Below are 17,377 nucleotides of genomic sequence, written 5' to 3' on the forward strand. Positions count from 1 at the left end.
CTTACACTTATTGTTTCAAAAGTTTCTGCCAGTCTTCCGGAAAGCCAAGATGCCTTATATCAATGTCTTTTTCAAAATTTTTGACTAATTTAGTTAGGTCTGTCAAAAATGTGCCCCATGTATTAACATCAACGCATAAATCTTTTAGTATATATAATTGCGAAAACAACCTTTTATTAGTAAAATATTCGTTTTCCAAACCCTTTTCTCTATACCAAAAGGCCGGAACCTGCGCCTTAAACATTCGATAATAAATTCTACTATGGTGTGCACATTTATTTCTTAAATAGGATACGGCTTTTAGGTATCCGATCAATCTGCTATGATGTATATTATTATAGCACCCTGCAATATCTCGCTGAATATTCTTATTTAATATTTCGTACATTCTGGAAAGTTTTCCGATGGATACAACTTCCAGAATAACCCATATTGGATATTGCCCGTTATATTCTCTTCTATAATGTACCATAAACGGTTCATCACTTTGTGCAGCTGCTTCATCAATAGAAGCAATCCATTTTTCAAATTTTTCTTTACTACGATAAAAGCAAGGGTTTCTATATGATATGCCATCCTTATGCTCTTTAAAAGCCAAACTTTTCACGATAAATGTACGCAATGAAATTTCTACATGCTCAATATACTTCAGCAATAATCCGCGTAAGCGCTGGTCAAATGCCAATACGCGCATTACCCTTCTGAAGTGTATTTTTTCTCCGTTTTTTAAATTTTGCTTGAATGGTAAAATGTAACCTAATATTCTATAATAATTGATTCGATTAAGTATTTGAGTTGCATATTCTTTATTATCGACAATAATTCCTTTTGATTCCAACTCAACTATTTGATCGCTGATACTTATAGCACTTTTTAATTTTTTCATTGCATACTCCAGCAAAAAAAAGGATCCGCCAATTTGAGCATAAAAATTCACCTTAGAATTTTCATAGGCTTGACGGATACGGTTAATTATATATAACCATTTTTAGCGGAGCTTTGTCAAGGGAAATGACAAAAAATCGTAAAAGTTTTTTTGGAATTATCTCTAAAAAAATAGCAATTTCTTTAGAGATAAATACTTTTTTACGGCGTTGCTCTATTGACTTTCCGTTTTTCTTATACGCAAACAAAAAAGCGGGAGCTTTCGCCCCCGCCCTTTCTTGTTACTCTTTCGTGCTAAATGTATTTTTCACCCGGTCGATCAACGTCTTTGCCGTCTCGAAGAGGCCGACGCTCAAAAGGCCACTTGCAATCCCGCCGATCAGGATTTCCGGCGTGAACGTCCATGCTTCGATCCAAGAATTGACGATAACACCAATAATCACCAAAAGCGCGGGAATCCAGTTGTTCGGCAGCTTCGTGACCGCGTGCTTCAGCACAAAGCCGAGACCGAAGCAAATACCCATTACAATCGGGATTGCGTACTGTTCTAATACTTCCATTGTTTCATTCCTCCTTTCCTCATTCCCCCGGTGCAGGCTCATGCAGAATCGCCCACGTCAGCTCCCCGATCTTCCCGTCGGGTTTATTGTCGTTGTAGCGGCATCCCACGTCGCGGCCTTCGTTGATCCGTGCCTGCTGAAAACGCAAAACCGCGTTATAGGTATTGGTACCGAAAACACCGTCCACTTTTCCAGCGTTCGCCTTGTGATGGTTAAGCCGCTCTTGCGCCTGCATTACGTCATCACCCTTGCACCCACGCTTAAGTACCCGCGTAAGCTCCGGCACATTCGCGGACGGGCTGGGCGGCGTTGCCGTGTTCGGCACAACGTCTCCGGCAATGGAAAGAATCGCGTCCGTGATCCCCTGAACGATCTCATTAAACTTGCTGTCAAACAACACGTTGTCCCCAGCATTATCTACGAATCCGCACTCGATGGTCGTTGCAGGCATGGTCGTATGGGAGAGCACATAGGTGTTCCTGTCCTGCACCTTTACGCCCCGGTCACGGAACCCAACACCAACAAGCGCGCTTTGGATCACCTGCGCCATTTCCCGCGACGTTGCACTTGCGCCCGTTACAATTAGGCATTCCGCGCCCTCGCCGCCTCCCGCGTTGCGGTGAAAGGCAATGAACAGGTCCGCACCCCACAGGTTCGCGTTTTTTGCAATGTCTTTCACATTGATAAGGTAGTCCGCGTTCCGCTCCAGTTCTACAGTGTGTCCCGCCGCTTTCAGCTTGTCCGCCACTGCGGACGCATAACGCAGCGCGTCGTCCTTTTCCTGCCGTCCTCCGATGCCTACGGCCCCGCTGTGCCCCGGGTTGATATAAATTTTACTCATTGTTCTTTCTCCTCCTTTAAATTCGAGGCGCTTCCGCGCCTTATTTCACCTGCAACTTTTTCACATCTTCAACCAATTTTGCGGCCATTCCATTACCTTTGATAGGTTTGATACGGCTCCTGCACATCCGGCATAAATACCATTGTCCCGCTGATGCTCGGCTGCGCGTAATCCCGCGGGGATTCCGAGAAAAATCCGTATTCCACCTGCGCGAAACCGATATCCTCCGCATAGCCGAGGCCGGACGGCTCCCACACAAAACGTTTGTTGTCCTGCAAGGAAAGCCGCCGCCCTGTATTGTCCTCTAAGAAAAACTTTCTCAATTTAACCTCCTGCCCGCCCATTTGCTGAAGTTCTTGAATAGCCGTACTTGAGCGCCGTCACTTAGATCACTGGTATATACATTAAGTTGATATGTGTTGCCGCCGTTGCCGCCTCCGTTGTTATCCAGCACGCCCTGAATGATACCGCCTAAACGGTCAAGCGGAATGATCGCTTCCGGGCCGCGCTCAGCTACACGCACAATCTGTTCACGCGAGATAATTCCGCCCGTCGCAAATCCACGTACGCGCGCGCCGCTTCCCGTTCCTTCTATTGATACATTGAAATCAAGCGTTATATTATGCGCTGGGAAAAGCGATATAACACCCGCCGGAATGGTAATGATTCATAATGTTTCCGTTGCCGCTGACGGAGATTATCGTGATATGGATGCGGCAAGCGAAATGCTGAAACAGGCGAATGATTCAGTTGCGGCGGCGTATCAACTAAAAACGGGTAAGAGCCGCGCGGAGATATTAAGGGCGATGGATAGTGAAACATGGATGAGCAGCGCGGAAGCGGTGAGGTTCGGTATTGTGGACGGCATAGCAGGGTCCATGCGGGATCAGCCCCAGCTGGCAGCAGCAAACTCCCCGCTTATGCCAAAGGCCATGATAGAAAAAGCAAGGACACTAATCCCGAAAGGGTATAATGTAAGCAATCCGGCTGAAAAGCCGGATTTTTATATGCGCGAAAAAGCGCAGCAGCAATTAAATATCTTAAAAATGGAGGAATTGAACAAATGAATCGAGACGAGTATTTGAAAAACCGTGCCGCGCTCCTTGATGAAGCGCAGGACAAGCTTGACAGCGGCGATATAGAAGCGAGCGCCGCAAAACAGGAGGAAGTAAAAGCGCTGGATAAAAAATACCAGATGGAGGCAAAGGCCCAGGAATCGCTTTCCGCTCTTTCTGAGATTCCGCGCGTGGGTTCGCAGTTTGAAACAAATATGCAGAACGCAACTGCAGCGCCCGGAGCAGAGGTTGATATGGACGAGGTAACGAATTCAAGGGACTATCGCAAGGCGTTCATGAATAATGTGCTGAAGGGTACGCCCATGCCTGCAAGATTCCGCAATGCGGACGCGAATACGCTTACGACAGATATTTCCACGGCTATTCCTACAGTTGTCGTGGATCGAATTGTCGAAAAAATGGAAAGCATCGGTATGATTTTGCCATTGGTAACGCGTACGAGTTATGCGTCCGGCGTAAATATTCCTACGTCTACAGTAAAACCCGTTGCAAAGTATTTCGATGTTTCGTTGGACTATCTGCTAGACTTTGAGCGGTCTGAAATAACAAACACCCAAAATGAAAAAGAGCTTTTGCGTATTTTTCGCACTTTGACCCCAGAGCAACAGGAATTGTATATTGAGCAAGGTAAGACTTTTGTACGTATTAATCAAAAAAGATATCTGTCACAGCGATAAACGGATTTATCATAGCCTTAACTAGGCAATTAAGTATCAATGGCGTACATAAATTTGAGTATTATGCGGAGATGTTTAAAGGGTGGGAAATGGATTTTTCTAAGGAATTTTTCCCGTATACTTCTAGCCAATATCGTAAGTTTTCCAACCAGATACTTAAAGACGCTTTTAAGTTGCCAGTGACAATAATTAATGATATATAAATAAAATTTATTATTGGAGGATTAACTATATATGGCAAAACATTGGTGGGGTAAATATGCTAAAGCAAGGGAAGAAGGGCGCTATAAGCAAGAATGTTTTATACATCTGAAGCGATATGTTAATGATACCAATATTTCCCTTCAAGATTTAAGTATTAAAACAAAAATATCGGAAGAAAAATTAGAAGATTTCTTGAACTCTAAATGTGTCACACATTTTGCATTTGCTAGAGTAAGAGATTTTTTGGAAAGCAATGGTTATTTTTTATATACTAAACCATGTAAAATATGCGGAAAATACTTTTACCCCAGCGGTAATCAATTATATTGTAGTGAGGACTGCAAAAGCTATCACAAAAGGAATATGCAGAAGCGATAATATTGAGTTGTAGGCTAAAGCATAGTGTATATTTTTTCGACTATGAATTATCAATATTGGGCTTTCTGGAAACAGTTGATTTCTACTAATGTTTTAGTTAAACGCCACTATCAACCGCCCAAAAACCTTTATTTAATCACGTTTTCAGAGTGGTTCCTTTAGGAACACCCTTACCAACGAAACGTATCTTCGGATACGTTTTTTGTTTTTGTTATGCTGTTTTTCGACATTTTATATCAATAAAACGAAATGGGATATCGGCGTTGATAAAGGAACTACTTATCAATTATTCTAAGAATGAAAAAACAAAATCTTTCAAAAAAGTATATACTCAAAAGATTGTTCAGCAGGCAGTAGATATTGAAATCTATAATTTGTAATGTTACACTTTTGTTGAAAGGTGGAGAATTATTGATGAAAAAAAATTTGATATCGATGTTATTGATTTTATTAGGGCTTTTCTATTTAGCTGGTTGTGCAAAAAACACGATGATTGATGCTGTGATGACGGACAAAGCAAATGAATCAATCAAACAAATGGAAACAGGCGAGGCATCACCAAACAAAGAAAATAGCGAGAACGAAACAAGCGAACAGGTGCTGTTGGAAGCTATTTCAGCCTATATAGATATCCCAAATGGATTTGATACATATTTGTTAAATAATACCTCCGAGCAGGTATTGAAAGAGCAAAATGTAACACAAGCACAGATTAATGAATATTTGAATTTGGCAAAAAAAGAAGTGGAGATACTTCCCTGCGGAGATGATATAAGAAATCCAAGTTATGCAATTTCAGTGCGGTCAAAAGAACCGAAAGCTCCATATAATGAGATTGATAATTTGCTATCGCTTTCGGAATCAGAGATTGCGAATTTTGCAGAATCGTTTGTAGCAGAGTTTGGAGTAAATGAATACAATATTCTTGAAACACCGAATGCTCTTTTTATCGGCTTTCGATGGAATCCAGCAGGAGACGAAATGAGATACCTAACTCTGGCAGACAAAAAATTGATTTACATATTTGGCAATAAGCAAAGCGGTAACTTGTCGGAACAAGATTTAGTCGATTTGGAGCAGGTTGCGACCAGCTTTACACTAAAATAAATGGTGCCGCCGAATCATCACACCACAAGTTGATTATCATAAATCACTAAAATAAAAATTTGTTTTCAGTTAAACGCTACTATCAACCGCCCCAAAACCTTTATTCAATCATGTTCTTTGAGTAGTTCCTTTATGAACACCCTTACCAAAATGAAAACCTATACGTTAGTATGGGTTTTTGTTTTAGTTGGGTGAGAGAATCGAACCGCCGGTGGTTCATGCAAGCACGAGCCATTAGGCGAAGTGCGCGTTATCCACTCGCCGCCCTTCGTGCATCTTTCATACTTAGCAGCAAAACAAATATACGCCAAGCAGTCTCCTTAGGTGTACCTCCGAAATTGACGCATTTGCAGCGGCACATGGGATATCATAAAAGCAGCGTACTGTTTTTCAAGGCAATCTGTAACTGAATATCGTTATCAGACGTATTAAAAACTTTTATTTGATTCTGTTTCGCAATAGTTTTTGAACGCATTGCTTTTATCCCTTGTTTTCAGGAATATAACGATATAGAGCCAAATCTTTAACGGAGAATTTTCCTTTTTGTATAGTCCCCCCTCCGCCGAGATGATATAATGGAATAAAGAAACCAACAACGGAGGATAAGTAATTGGGCGGTGTATTTGGTGCGGCTTTAAAGGGAAATTGCGCATACGATCTGTTTTTCGGGACAGATTATCACTCACATCTGGGCACCTATCGCGGTGGTATGACGGTATATTCGGACGGACGGTTCCTGCGTGCGATCCACGGGATCCAGAACTCTCCTTTCCGGACTAAGTTTGAACGGGACGTGGAAGACCTGACCGGACCCATGGGCATCGGCAGCATTTCGGATACTGCGCCGCAGCCGCTCACCGTGCGCTCTCATCTCGGCACCTATGCCGTCGCTACAGTGGGGCGCATCAACAATGCCGATGAAATCATCGGGCGGTGTTTTGAGAACCATTTCTCCCAGTTTTCCGAGATGGGCAACGGCCACCTGAACCCCACCGAGCTGGTGGCGGCGCTGGTGGGAAGCCAGGCTACGCTTGCGGACGGAATCCGTTATGCGCAGGAGTTGATCGACGGCTCTATGACCATGCTGGTGCTTACCAAAGACGGCATTTATGCCGCACGCGACAACGTAGGACGCACTTCCCTCGTATTAGGCCAAAAAGACGACGGCTATTGCGTTGCCTCGGAGAGTTTTTCTTACCTGAACCTTGGATATCATGATTTGCGGGAGCTGGGCCCGGCTGAAGTAGTGCTGATTACGCCGGACGGCGTGGAGCAAATATTGCCCCCAAAGGAGCCGATGAAAATCTGTTCCTTCCTGTGGACGTATTACGGTTACCCCACCACTTGCTATGAGGGCGTGAATGTAGAACAAATGCGCTACGCGAGCGGCCGTATTCTCGCAACGCGCGATAACGTGCAGCCCGATTCGGTGGCGGGCGTGCCGGATTCCGGAACGGCATACGCGATTGGCTATGCCAACGCATCGGGCATTCCCTTTGCGCGTCCGTTTATCAAATACACCCCTACATGGCCGCGTTCATTTATGCCGCAGAAGCAGGACCTGCGCAACCTGATCGCACATATGAAGCTGATCCCCGTCGCGGGATTGATCCAGGGTAAAAAGCTGCTGATGATCGACGATTCGATCGTCCGCGGGACGCAGATGCGTGAAACGACCGAATTTTTATACCAAAGCGGCGCGCGGGAGGTGCACGTGCGTTCGGCATGCCCGCCCATACTGTTCGGCTGCAAATATCTGAATTTCTCGCGTTCCACTTCAGACCTCGATCTGATTGCCCGCAAGATAATCGCACGGCAGGAAAAAAATGTTTCTATGGAGGCATTGCAGGAATATGCCGACCCGGACAGCGCGCGCCATGCGGCTCTCTCCGAAAAAGTCTGTCAGGAATTGAATTTCACTTCTCTGCGCTACCACCGCCTCGATGATCTCCAGGCGTCGGTGGGTATCGATCCGTGCAGAATGTGCACCTACTGCTGGAACGGAAAGGAATAATGCCGGAAATCCGGAGAACATTTTATACCGACCCGCCTGCGGAGCAAAAGACCTTTTTGCTCCGTTTTTATGTTCAGATCCGTTTTCCCAGCCGCAAAGAATAATTTTTAATGACCCGCAAACTTGTTTTTTGGTTTACGCATCCCCGTTTTTTCGTTATAATAGAAACGTCCGGTTTTACTAATCTTATGATTGCACCCAGACTACATGGAAAATATTTACGGATCGAGGCAACAGTGAATGCATTCTGGTGATGGGGATTCATTTTTGAGCGATATCCCTGAAAATTTCGAATACGATCAGAACTACCTGTACGATGCGTTGGTTCAGAGTACCGACGACTATATTTACGTTTGTAATATGGATACGGGCGTTTTCCGTTACCCGAAAGCAATGGTGGAAGAATTCGGCCTGCCGGGGGAAATCGTACCCGATGCGGCCCGCGTTTGGGGGGCGAATGTGCATGAGCACGATAAACAGGCATTCCTCGAATCCAATCAGGAAATCCTCGACGGCGTGACCGACTGTCACTTTGTGGAATACCGCGCGAAAAACCGCGATGGAGAATGGGTGTGGCTGCGCTGCCGCGGCCATCTCGAGCGGGACGAAAACGGCAAGCCGCGTATTTTTGCGGGAATCATTTCAAATCTCGGAAAAAAGAATAAGGTCGACCATATTACGGGCCTGTTCAATAAATTTGAATTTGAAAACGAAGTCAGCCGCCTGTTGGATTCCGGCGAATGTCCTTTCTCTATTCTGGCGTTTGGGATCGACGATTTCCGGCATATCAACGATCTGTACGGCCGTCCGTTCGGTGATGAGGTGATTCGTATCGTCGCCCAGAAGATACAATCTCTGCTGCCCTCAGACACCGCGCTATACCGCTTGGACGGCGATGAATTCGGTACGATTTTCCGCGGGTCCGCCGCAAAGGAGATCGAAAAACGCTACCACAAAATACAAAATTCGCTGGACCACCAGCAGACCTATGACGACAGGAAATATTTTTGCACCGTTTCCGCCAGCTGCGTATCTTCAGCAAGGGACGGGGCAACTTATTCCGATTTGATGAAACGAGCGAGCTGCGCGCTTGAATATTCAAAGCGCGGCGGAAAAAACAGGCTAGTTTTTTTCAGCAGCGATATGCTCGTGGGCCGCGAACGGGACCTTGAACTGACGGAGCTGCTGCGGGCAAGTGTGGAAAACGGCTTTTCCGGTTTTTCCCTCCGCTTCCAGCCGCAGGTCGACGCCGTGAGCGGGCGGCTTACGGGCGCGGAGGTCCTTACCCGCTGGTCCTGTGCGGAATATGGCGAGGTGCCGCCGCTGGAATTCATTCCCCTCCTTGAGGAAAGCGGGCTGATCCTGCCGGCCGGAAGGTGGATTTTCGAGCAAGGCGTGCGTGTATGCGCGAAATGGCTGCAAAAGAAGAAAGATTTTGCGCTCAGCATCAATCTTTCATGGCTCCAGCTTGAGGATCCGGACTTCATTACGTTCATGCAGGCCTGTATGCAGCAATATGGAGTAGACCCCAGGCACATTGCCGTAGAAATTACAGAGAGCTATATCGCTTCCAATATCGGTTTCCTCCAGGACCGTTTTTCCCGCATGCGAAAATTGGGACTGAAAATTGCCATGGACGATTTTGGGACCGGATATTCTTCCCTTGGAATCCTCAAGCAACCCCCCGCCGATATCGTAAAAATCTCCCGCATGTTTGTGCAGGAGATCAGGAACAATTCCTTTGACGCGACGTTTATTCGTTTCGTCGTTGAATTATGCCATAACGTGGGAATCCATGTCTGTCTTGAGGGTGTGGAAACAGAGGAAGAATACGGTATTGTAAAAAGCATGAATCTCGACCTGATCCAGGGCTTCCTGTTTGGCAGGCCCATTCCTGAAGAGGAATTCGAGCGGGATTTTCTAGACCGCTGATCTTTTCCCTGCCGGGTACCATTTACAAAATTTTAAAGGGTCATTCAAAACAGGAATAACGTCCGGCGCGTATTGCGGTTCAGCGGAGGGCCAATCCGGTCCCGCGTTTCTTTTCCACCGGCTTTGCCAAACAGGGCGGGGAATAAAACAAAAATTTTTGCGGAAAAGACTTGCCGCGCGACAAAAAATCCGCCCCTTTCGCGGCTGTGCACTCCATCCTATCGGCGAACATCACCGCCCCGCTGATTCGGTTGACAGCCGGGCTTGGAATTGATAAGATTATCAGGTGGTGAATGCCGCGGTAATGAAACAAAAACGGGGTTTTGAAATGATCATAACGGACGACCAAAAACAAAGAATACAGGATGCCGGACAAAAGCTTGACGAAGCAACCGCATCGCTCGATTTGCCCGCGCTCAAGGAAGAGCTTGCGGGGCTGACGGCGCAGATGGAAGCGCCCGATTTCTGGAATGATGTGGAAACGGCAAATAAGATCACAAAGCAGGAGAAGCCTTTAAAAGCCAAAATCACCTTGTGTGAAAAGCTTCATTCCGCGCTTGAAGACCTTAAGGTGCTGGTGGAAATGGTGGACGAGGAACAGGATGAGGAGCTTCTCGGCGAATTGAACAGTGAGCTTTCGGATTTTGAAAAGGATATCACCGATTTCCATTTGCAGACGCTCCTTTCGGGCACCTACGATGCAAATAACGCCATCATCTCACTTCACGCCGGCGCGGGCGGGACAGAGGCGCAGGATTGGGCCCAGATGCTGATGCGTATGTATACGCGCTGGGCGGAGCGCCACGGATACGATGTAAAAGTGCTTGACTACCTTGACGGGGACGATGCGGGCATCAAGAGCGTGACCATGCGTATCGAGGGCGATAACGCATACGGCTATCTACGCAATGAAAAAGGCGTGCACCGGTTGGTGCGCATTTCCCCTTTCGATTCCAACGCGCGGCGGCATACTTCGTTTGCCTCCCTTGACGTCATGCCGGAGATCGACGATGCGGACAACGATATCGAAGTCGCCCCGGATGATATCCGGGTGGATACCTACCGCTCCTCGGGCGCGGGCGGGCAGCACGTCAACAAGACGTCCTCCGCAATCCGCATCACGCACTTTCCGACCGGAATCGTGGTGCAGTGCCAGAACGAACGTTCCCAGCTGCAAAACAGGGAAACCGCAGTGCGTATGCTGAAATCCAAGCTTGCGGAAAAGCGGGAGGAGGAACGGATGGCGCAGCTCGCGGAAATCAAGGGCGACCAGAAAAAAATCGAATGGGGAAGCCAGATCCGTTCGTACGTATTCTGCCCGTATACCATGGTCAAGGATCATCGTACTAACGTGGAAACTGGCAATATCAATGCCGTGATGGACGGCGATATCGACGATTTTATCAAAGCCTGCCTAATCCAAGGATTCTAAGGATCATGTAAGCGGTGCGCGTCCGGCGCGCCGCTTTTTTGTTGTACGCATCCGCTTTGCCAAGATTCACAATTTATTCATAAATGGACGTACTTGTTTCGTATCCCTGAACTTTTCATAATAGTGGCATTGAAATTTTTTCGGAATGGAACCGGGTCTGCCGCCGCTTCGCCGGACGGCAGGGAAAAAACGGCGGCAAAAGCCCGAAGCCGCAGGGCCAGCCCGTACTGGACGGCCCGCCGGGAGCCTAAGAAAAAAGGCCTTGCGGCCTTTTTATTCCGTAAATTCGATGATCTTGTCCTTGAAAACGATCCCATCCAGATGGTCAAGCTCGTGACACAGGCATTTTGCAAGCAGTCCCGTCCCCTCCACGGTGATCTCTTTTCCGTTCTCGTCAAGCGCCCGCACGACCACACGTTCCGGCCGTTTCAGCCTGCCCCATACGTCGGGGAAACTGAGACATCCCTCTTCCACGATCTGCTCTCCCTTCTGAAGCACAAATTCCGGATTTACGAGCTTCAGCAATCCCTCGCCTATGTCGATCACGACCAGCCTTTTCAATATGCCCACTTGGCACGCAGCAAGGCCCCCGCCCTCCGCATGGTACATTGTCTCCGCCATATCGTCAAGGATCGTACGGACACGGTCCGTAACTTCCTGTATTTCCCTGCTCTTTTTGCGCAGTATTTCATCGCCCGATTTTCTGATTTCCCTTAATGCCATCTCTCTCACCTCCGGCATATTATACCATATTTCCACAAAAAAATAACCCCGCGGAAGCATATCCGCGGGGCCGCCCATCGCTTTATTTTTCTATAGGAAAATAAATTTCCGTGACCAGTTCCTCTTCCGGGACTTCGCATGGATTATTAAGGTATTTCTCGTACGGCTGCGCCGTAATGCGATAGCCCTTTTCCTCGATCCATTTCACCAGCGTCGCATACGCTTCGGGCAGACCGCTGTAGGCGCCGAGATGCACGCCCATCACACAGGCGCCGCCGGGCAGGGTACGGGTCAAACTGCTTTTCGCCGCCATGACAGCGCCCACCTCCACGTCCGTACTCTCCGGGTCAAATTCGTCGCAGTGGTAAAGCGCCACCAATCCTCCCTCGCACTGCAGATTGTTTTCCTGCAATTTCTTCATCACCTTGCCATACAGCTTGTCAAAATCCCTGATCGCGATCACCGCGCGCTCGCTTACGATTTGAAGCGGCTGTGTGTCCACAACCTTAATCTCCGTTTTCATTGTGCTCATAATATCGATTCCTTTCTTTAAGAGGTCCATATCTTCCTTCATTTTTACTAGAAGCTTGCGCTGATGCGTGAGCTCATCCTTCCGCTGTGCATATTTCGCCGCGAACCGCGCCGCAACGATGTGCGCGTCCGCATGAAGCAGTCCGGCCGTCTCTTCCAGGGTGAACCCATAATCTTTGCACCGCAGGATAAAAAACATATCCCGGAACTGGGACGCTTCATAATACCGGTAGCCCGTTTCCCCGCTGGTATGTGCGGGTGCGAGAAGGCCGATCCGGTCGTAGTGCCGCAGCGTTTTTGTCGTGACCATGCACAGTCTGGAAAATTCCCCTATTGTAAACATCAGCTATTCTCCTGTTTTTTGTTAGAATCGATTCTATGCCCTTAGTATAGGGCTTGCCCCGGGGGCAAGGTCAAGCGTTTTTCACATCCTTTTAAAATAATAACTGGAGAAGGCGGCCGCCAGTACCAATTGGGCGGCCAAAAGCCCCGCCGCCATCAGCACAATGCCCTTATCCGCGCCCATCAGCGTCAGCACCAGCAGGAAAATACACAGCACGTATGTCATAACCTTCGCAACCATGCTTCCCGTTTTTTCACGGATGCGCACGTTGCGTTCGTCGTTCACTTCGATTTTCTTTTGTTCCTCTGTCTTCCGCCTTTCCCCGGGCGGTACACGCAGCAAATAGACAAGCCCTGAAAGCCCCAAGGTAAAAAACGCCGTGCCAAATCCGATACATATGCCGAATTGTGCCCACATCCCCTCTTTTGGGAAAATGAGCAGGCCAACGGCGGCAAGGACTGCTCCGGCAATGGTCTGAACGAGACAGCCCGCTTTTTTATTGTTCATTTTCTTCCTCCTCATAAAGAAACAGCTCTTCAATTCCCATCCCAAAATACCGTGCGATTTTAAACGCCAGCAGGATGGAGGGATTATACCGCCCGTTTTCGAGCGAGCTCACTGTCTGCCGCGATACCTTAAGCGCCGCGGCGAGCTCTTCCTGCCGTATTCCCCTTTGCTTTCTGATTTCTTCCAGCCAGTTCTTCAAATCTGCTTCCTCCGCATGGAAAGTTTGCTTTACATTATGATACACCGTTCCCAATGCGATGTCAAGTTTGCTTTACATCACATAGAAAAACAGGGGCGCTTACCGCGCCCCTGTTTCCGTCGGATGAATTTTTCCCTTATTTTCCAAGCCCCGCCAGCACACGCTGCGCCTTCCCATAATCCACATCGCGGACATAAAGATGGTGCATCCCGCCCGGCCTGCCCGTATGATCGCAATAGACGATACTGTAATCGCACAGGATACTGCTGCCCGTAAGCAGCCTTTTTGCTTTGGAAAACGTTTCGGCAGAAAGCGTACCCAGTACCTCCCGCCGGCTTAGTGGGATCATGTTGCAATCTTCCTCCTTGGCCCTTAATGCCGCGGATTCGGCGCTCCGCAGCGTACTCCGATCCGTCCGGATCGTGTATTGTCATTGTAGGACCCGGCACCGCAATTTTCAAGGGGACCGCCGCAATTTTTATACAATTTTAACGCCGTCTTAATACGGAGCATTGTTCCGTTTTTGTATCATGCGGGCAGACTTTTCATATTCATATTTATGGACGTAGATATAATAGGCGTTCAGCTGCGCGGCGCCTTCCCCCGCACGCATCATCCCTGCGCTCCGGTCCCCAAGGCCGCGCCCGCCCGGCCTGCTTGTGGATCTCACATTGAAATCATAGGGAATCCCGTTTTCCGCAAGCAGGTTTTTGATTCGCAAAAATTCTTGTTGGGAGGTTCCCATCCACAGCTCCCGCCGGTTCCATGGCATCATCGTCTTTCCCTCCGCAATAATCTTTTATATTTTATGTGTATTACCATAGCACCTCCCTGTTTGAAATGCAAGACTTCATTTTGCAACTATTTATAAACAAAAACCACCCGCTTTCCGGCGGGTGGCCATATGCTTCATTATGCGTTTTTGCCGCAGCAGTTCTTATATTTCTTGCCGCTGCCGCACGGACAAGGCTCGTTGCGGCCTACCTTCTTTTCCACGCGTACGGGCATTTGTGCCTGCCCCGCGCCGGCGTTGGTATTCATCCGTTGCTGCGGCGCCGCTCCCGTTGCGACCGGATTCCCGTCTGCGTCCACATTAGCGCGCACATTTTTTACCTCACGCTGTTCCACCTTGCTTTCCACCTTGATATGGAAGAGCATATAGATGGTCTCCTCGCGGATCGCATCCACCATGGCATCGAACATATCGAAGCCCTCGAGGCGGTATTCATTGATCGGATCGCGCTGGCCTAGCGCCCTCAGGCCGATGCCCCGCCGAAATTGGTCCATTGCGTCGATGTGATCCATCCACTTGGAGTCAACCACGCGCAGCAGCACCATACGCTCCACGTCGCGCATACTGAAGCCCGCGCCCGACATCTCTTCTTCCTTCGTCGCATAGAAGGACTTCACTGCATCCATGATCTCTTGCTGCAGCTGCTTCTCCTCCGCCTGCTCACGCTGCTCGTCCGTATAGGGCACGAGCTTGATGCCAAAGATACGCTCGATATACGCATAAAGGTCATCCCAGTCCCATTCCTCGGGATATTTTCCCTTCGGGCAGTAGACCGCCATTGCCTGCTCGACAAGCGATGCGATCATGGACTTGATATTATCCGAAATATCATCGCCCATCAATACCTGTTTACGCTGCCCATAGATCACTTCACGCTGTTTGTTCATGACATCGTCGTAATCGAGGACGTGTTTCCTGAGGTTGAAGTTGTTGCTCTCGATGCGTTTCTGGGCATTCTCGATCTGCCTGGTCATCATGCCAAACTCAAGCGGGATATCGTCGTCCCCGCCGGACAGGCGGTCCATCACGCCTTTCACGCGGTCTCCACCGAAGAGGCGCATGAGGTCGTCCTCCAGCGCGATATAGAATTTGGACGAGCCAGGGTCTCCCTGCCGTCCGCTCCGGCCGCGCAGCTGGTTATCGATCCGGCGGGATTCGTGCCGTTCCGTACCGATGATGGCAAGGCCGCCGAGGGCCACTACCTCGTCATGCTCCGCATCCGTGACCTTTTTATGTTTTTCCACGAGTTCCGCATATTTCTTGCGTGCCGCGATGATCTCAGGATCCTTTGTCGCCGCATGGCTGACCGCGTTCTCGATCATTTCCTCTTCCATGCCGTCTGCACGCATCTCATTGCGCGCAAGATAGTCCGCATTGCCGCCAAGGATAATATCCGTACCACGGCCTGCCATGTTGGTGGCAATGGTAACAGCATTTTTCTTGCCGGCCTGCGCAATGATCTGCGCCTCGCGCAGGTGGTTTTTCGCATTCAGGACTTCGTGCTTCACTCCCCGCTTTACCAGCAGCGAGGATAAATATTCACTGTCCGAAACGGATACCGTACCCACAAGGATCGGGCGGCCAGTTTCGTGTACCTTGACAATTTCCTCTACGACCGCGTTGAATTTTCCCTTTTTGGAGCCGTAGATCACATCGTTCTGGTCCTTGCGCACCATAGGCCGGTGCGTAGGAACCTCCACGACCTGGAGGTTGTAGATGCTCTGGAATTCTGCTTCCTCCGTCTTCGCCGTACCCGTCATACCCGAAAGTTTATGGTACATACGGAAAAAATTCTGGAAGGTGATGGTTGCGAGCGTCTTGGATTCGCGTTCCACCTTAACGCCTTCCTTGGCCTCGATCGCCTGGTGCAGGCCGTCGGAATAGCGGCGGCCGATCATCAGGCGGCCGGTGAATTCGTCTACGATCACGACCTCCTTATCCTCCGTGACCACATACTCCCTGTCCCTCACAAACAGCCTATGCGCTTTCAGCGCCTGATTGATGTGGTGTACGATCTCCGTGTTCTCAATATCGGTCAGGTTGTCAAGCTTAAAAAACTTCTCCGCCTTTCCTACGCCCTCTTCCGTCAGGTTAATGGCTTTCATTTTCTCATCGACTTCGTAATCGTCTTCCTCTTTCAGGCGGCTCACGAATTTATCCGCCTGCTGGTAGAGGTCCGTGCCTTTATCGCCCTGGCCGGAAATAATCAGCGGGGTGCGCGCCTCGTCGATCAGGATACTATCCACCTCGTCCACGATTGCGAAATTAAGCTCCCGCTGCACAAGATCGCTTTTCCGCACGACCATGTTGTCCCTCAGGTAATCGAACCCGAGTTCGTTATTGGTGGAATATACGATATCACACGCATAGGCCTTCTGTTTCTGTGCTTTGTCCATCTCCCGGGTTACAAGGCCGACCGTATAACCGAGGTAGCGGAACACCTTGCCCATCCATTCGCTGTCGCGCTTTGCGAGGTATTCGTTTACCGTGACGATATGGACGCCCTTCCCGGAAACTGCATTCAGCACTGCGGGCAGCGTCGCGACCAGCGTTTTGCCTTCGCCTGTTTTCATCTCGGCGATGTTGCCCTGATGCAGGACGATCCCGCCCAATACCTGTTCATAAAAGTGCTTCATCCCAAGCACGCGCCAACTGGCTTCACGCACCTGTGCGAACACCTCGGGCAGCAGGTCGTCGAGCGTCTCTCCGTCCTGATGGCGTTTCCTGTATTCCTCTGTTCTGGCGACAAGCTCTTCATCGCTCATCCCTTCAAATTTTGAGGAAAGCGCCTCTACCTTGTCCGCAAGCTTTTTCACTGGCCGAAGCGCCGAATTTCCAAATAATCCCATGTTATTTAAAACCTTCTCCCTTATTTTCGATATTAATCCAATTCTTTTTATTTTATCAAAGACGGTCACCTAAGTAAACAAATACGCCCAAATTCCGCGAATTGTTCACAAATTATTGTTATTTGGAGCGCCCCGCATTATAATCAAAGACAAGCGGAAAAGGATCCGCGCCTGTGGTTGAAAGCCGATGCCAGTCGCAGGCAAAACGGTCCACGTAAGCAGCGCTCCGGCGCGGCGAGCATAGTGCGGCTAGACGTAAGCCCGCCCGCCCGGCAAAGGGCGAGAGGAGTAAGAGTGGCCTAAACGGCTGCGGGGCTTCCAGGCGG

The 17,377-nt window shown here is 48.9% G+C and carries 19 protein-coding genes; 7 read left to right on the plus strand and 12 right to left on the minus strand.

Annotated elements, in window-relative coordinates:
- Positions 1-7 precede the first annotated feature (7 nt).
- From B1H56_RS08660 to B1H56_RS14525, 5 genes are all read right to left on the minus strand, one after another.
- Positions 8-886, minus strand: a complete 879-nt coding sequence (locus B1H56_RS08660) for an Abi family protein (protein ID WP_066522346.1) — start codon at positions 884-886, stop codon at positions 8-10.
- A 280-nt stretch (positions 887-1,166) separates the two neighbouring features.
- On the minus strand, positions 1,167-1,445 hold the full coding sequence (locus B1H56_RS08665; protein ID WP_066522349.1) for a phage holin family protein: 279 nt from the start codon (positions 1,443-1,445) through the stop codon (positions 1,167-1,169).
- 19 nt (positions 1,446-1,464) lie between these two features.
- Entirely contained in the window at positions 1,465-2,286 is an 822-nt protein-coding gene (locus tag B1H56_RS08670) for an N-acetylmuramoyl-L-alanine amidase (RefSeq protein WP_066651297.1), read from the minus strand.
- 92 nt (positions 2,287-2,378) lie between these two features.
- Positions 2,379-2,609, minus strand: a complete 231-nt coding sequence (locus B1H56_RS08675; RefSeq protein ID WP_066522354.1) for a phage distal tail protein domain-containing protein — start codon at positions 2,607-2,609, stop codon at positions 2,379-2,381.
- Positions 2,606-2,809 carry a hypothetical protein gene (locus B1H56_RS14525; protein ID WP_066522355.1) on the minus strand — a complete coding sequence of 68 codons (204 nt, stop codon included), beginning with the start codon at positions 2,807-2,809 and terminating at the stop codon, positions 2,606-2,608. The genes B1H56_RS08675 and B1H56_RS14525 overlap by 4 nt, the downstream gene beginning before the upstream one ends.
- Between B1H56_RS14525 and B1H56_RS08680 the strand changes: the two genes are divergently transcribed.
- From B1H56_RS08680 to prfB, 7 genes are all read left to right on the plus strand, one after another.
- On the plus strand, positions 2,775-3,353 hold the full coding sequence (locus tag B1H56_RS08680) for an ATP-dependent Clp protease proteolytic subunit (protein WP_278287622.1): 579 nt from the start codon (positions 2,775-2,777) through the stop codon (positions 3,351-3,353). The genes B1H56_RS14525 and B1H56_RS08680 overlap by 35 nt on opposite strands.
- Complete coding sequence (locus B1H56_RS08685; protein WP_066522368.1) at positions 3,350-4,039, plus strand: phage major capsid protein; 690 nt, start codon at positions 3,350-3,352, stop codon at positions 4,037-4,039. The genes B1H56_RS08680 and B1H56_RS08685 overlap by 4 nt, the downstream gene beginning before the upstream one ends.
- Positions 4,040-4,273: 234 nt before the next feature.
- Positions 4,274-4,621, plus strand: coding sequence for a hypothetical protein (locus B1H56_RS08690; protein ID WP_066522371.1), 348 nt, complete (start codon positions 4,274-4,276; stop codon positions 4,619-4,621).
- Positions 4,622-5,035: 414 nt separating this feature from the next.
- Positions 5,036-5,728 carry a hypothetical protein gene (locus tag B1H56_RS08695; RefSeq protein WP_066522373.1) on the plus strand — a complete coding sequence of 231 codons (693 nt, stop codon included), beginning with the start codon at positions 5,036-5,038 and terminating at the stop codon, positions 5,726-5,728.
- A 610-nt stretch (positions 5,729-6,338) separates the two neighbouring features.
- Complete coding sequence (locus B1H56_RS08700) at positions 6,339-7,742, plus strand: amidophosphoribosyltransferase (protein WP_066522375.1); 1,404 nt, start codon at positions 6,339-6,341, stop codon at positions 7,740-7,742.
- 267 nt (positions 7,743-8,009) lie between these two features.
- Positions 8,010-9,674 carry a bifunctional diguanylate cyclase/phosphodiesterase gene (locus B1H56_RS08705; RefSeq protein ID WP_243108742.1) on the plus strand — a complete coding sequence of 555 codons (1,665 nt, stop codon included), beginning with the start codon at positions 8,010-8,012 and terminating at the stop codon, positions 9,672-9,674.
- Positions 9,675-10,002: 328 nt separating this feature from the next.
- Positions 10,003-11,106 carry a peptide chain release factor 2 gene (gene prfB, locus B1H56_RS08710; RefSeq protein ID WP_187161459.1) on the plus strand — a complete coding sequence of 368 codons (1,104 nt, stop codon included), beginning with the start codon at positions 10,003-10,005 and terminating at the stop codon, positions 11,104-11,106.
- A gap of 273 nt (positions 11,107-11,379) precedes the next feature.
- On the opposite strand, the gene def is transcribed toward prfB, so the two are convergent.
- The 7 genes from def to secA form a co-directional block, all read right to left on the minus strand.
- Entirely contained in the window at positions 11,380-11,829 is a 450-nt protein-coding gene (gene def, locus B1H56_RS08715; RefSeq protein WP_066522565.1) for a peptide deformylase, read from the minus strand.
- Positions 11,830-11,911: 82 nt separating this feature from the next.
- Positions 11,912-12,703 (minus strand): MerR family transcriptional regulator, encoded by a 792-nt coding sequence (locus B1H56_RS08720; protein WP_066522380.1) that lies wholly within the window; start codon positions 12,701-12,703, stop codon positions 11,912-11,914.
- An 81-nt stretch (positions 12,704-12,784) separates the two neighbouring features.
- Complete coding sequence (locus B1H56_RS08725; RefSeq protein ID WP_066522383.1) at positions 12,785-13,210, minus strand: hypothetical protein; 426 nt, start codon at positions 13,208-13,210, stop codon at positions 12,785-12,787.
- Positions 13,200-13,409 carry a helix-turn-helix transcriptional regulator gene (locus B1H56_RS08730; protein ID WP_066522385.1) on the minus strand — a complete coding sequence of 70 codons (210 nt, stop codon included), beginning with the start codon at positions 13,407-13,409 and terminating at the stop codon, positions 13,200-13,202. The genes B1H56_RS08725 and B1H56_RS08730 overlap by 11 nt, the downstream gene beginning before the upstream one ends.
- Positions 13,410-13,545: 136 nt before the next feature.
- Positions 13,546-13,758: a hypothetical protein gene (locus tag B1H56_RS08735; protein WP_066522387.1), complete on the minus strand. Its 213-nt coding sequence runs from the start codon at positions 13,756-13,758 to the stop codon at positions 13,546-13,548.
- 150 nt (positions 13,759-13,908) lie between these two features.
- A complete protein-coding gene (locus tag B1H56_RS08740; RefSeq protein WP_066522390.1) occupies positions 13,909-14,184 on the minus strand; it encodes a hypothetical protein in 276 nt (91 codons plus the stop codon).
- A 137-nt stretch (positions 14,185-14,321) separates the two neighbouring features.
- Positions 14,322-17,051: a preprotein translocase subunit SecA gene (secA, locus tag B1H56_RS08745; protein WP_066522393.1), complete on the minus strand. Its 2,730-nt coding sequence runs from the start codon at positions 17,049-17,051 to the stop codon at positions 14,322-14,324.
- Positions 17,052-17,377 lie beyond the last annotated feature (326 nt).

The sequence above is a fragment of the Christensenella minuta genome (assembly GCF_003628755.1).
In the GTDB taxonomy this organism is placed as follows: domain Bacteria; phylum Bacillota; class Clostridia; order Christensenellales; family Christensenellaceae; genus Christensenella; species Christensenella minuta.

Excerpts from the sequence above, each read along its gene's own strand:
- B1H56_RS08660 (WP_066522346.1), bottom strand. The coding sequence starts at position 886 with ATGAAAAAATTAAAAAGTGCTATAAGTATCAGCGATCAAATAGTTGAG.
- B1H56_RS08665 (WP_066522349.1), bottom strand. The coding sequence starts at position 1,445 with ATGGAAGTATTAGAACAGTACGCAATCCCGATTGTAATGGGTATTTGC.
- B1H56_RS08670 (WP_066651297.1), bottom strand. The coding sequence starts at position 2,286 with ATGAGTAAAATTTATATCAACCCGGGGCACAGCGGGGCCGTAGGCATC.
- B1H56_RS08680 (WP_278287622.1), top strand. The coding sequence starts at position 2,775 with ATGATCGCTTCCGGGCCGCGCTCAGCTACACGCACAATCTGTTCACGC.
- B1H56_RS08685 (WP_066522368.1), top strand. The coding sequence starts at position 3,350 with ATGAATCGAGACGAGTATTTGAAAAACCGTGCCGCGCTCCTTGATGAA.
- B1H56_RS08690 (WP_066522371.1), top strand. The coding sequence starts at position 4,274 with ATGGCAAAACATTGGTGGGGTAAATATGCTAAAGCAAGGGAAGAAGGG.
- B1H56_RS08695 (WP_066522373.1), top strand. The coding sequence starts at position 5,036 with ATGAAAAAAAATTTGATATCGATGTTATTGATTTTATTAGGGCTTTTC.
- prfB (WP_187161459.1), top strand. The coding sequence starts at position 10,003 with ATGATCATAACGGACGACCAAAAACAAAGAATACAGGATGCCGGACAA.
- def (WP_066522565.1), bottom strand. The coding sequence starts at position 11,829 with ATGGCATTAAGGGAAATCAGAAAATCGGGCGATGAAATACTGCGCAAA.
- B1H56_RS08720 (WP_066522380.1), bottom strand. The coding sequence starts at position 12,703 with ATGTTTACAATAGGGGAATTTTCCAGACTGTGCATGGTCACGACAAAA.
- B1H56_RS08725 (WP_066522383.1), bottom strand. The coding sequence starts at position 13,210 with ATGAACAATAAAAAAGCGGGCTGTCTCGTTCAGACCATTGCCGGAGCA.
- B1H56_RS08735 (WP_066522387.1), bottom strand. The coding sequence starts at position 13,758 with ATGATCCCACTAAGCCGGCGGGAGGTACTGGGTACGCTTTCTGCCGAA.
- B1H56_RS08740 (WP_066522390.1), bottom strand. The coding sequence starts at position 14,184 with ATGATGCCATGGAACCGGCGGGAGCTGTGGATGGGAACCTCCCAACAA.
- secA (WP_066522393.1), bottom strand. The coding sequence starts at position 17,051 with ATGGGATTATTTGGAAATTCGGCGCTTCGGCCAGTGAAAAAGCTTGCG.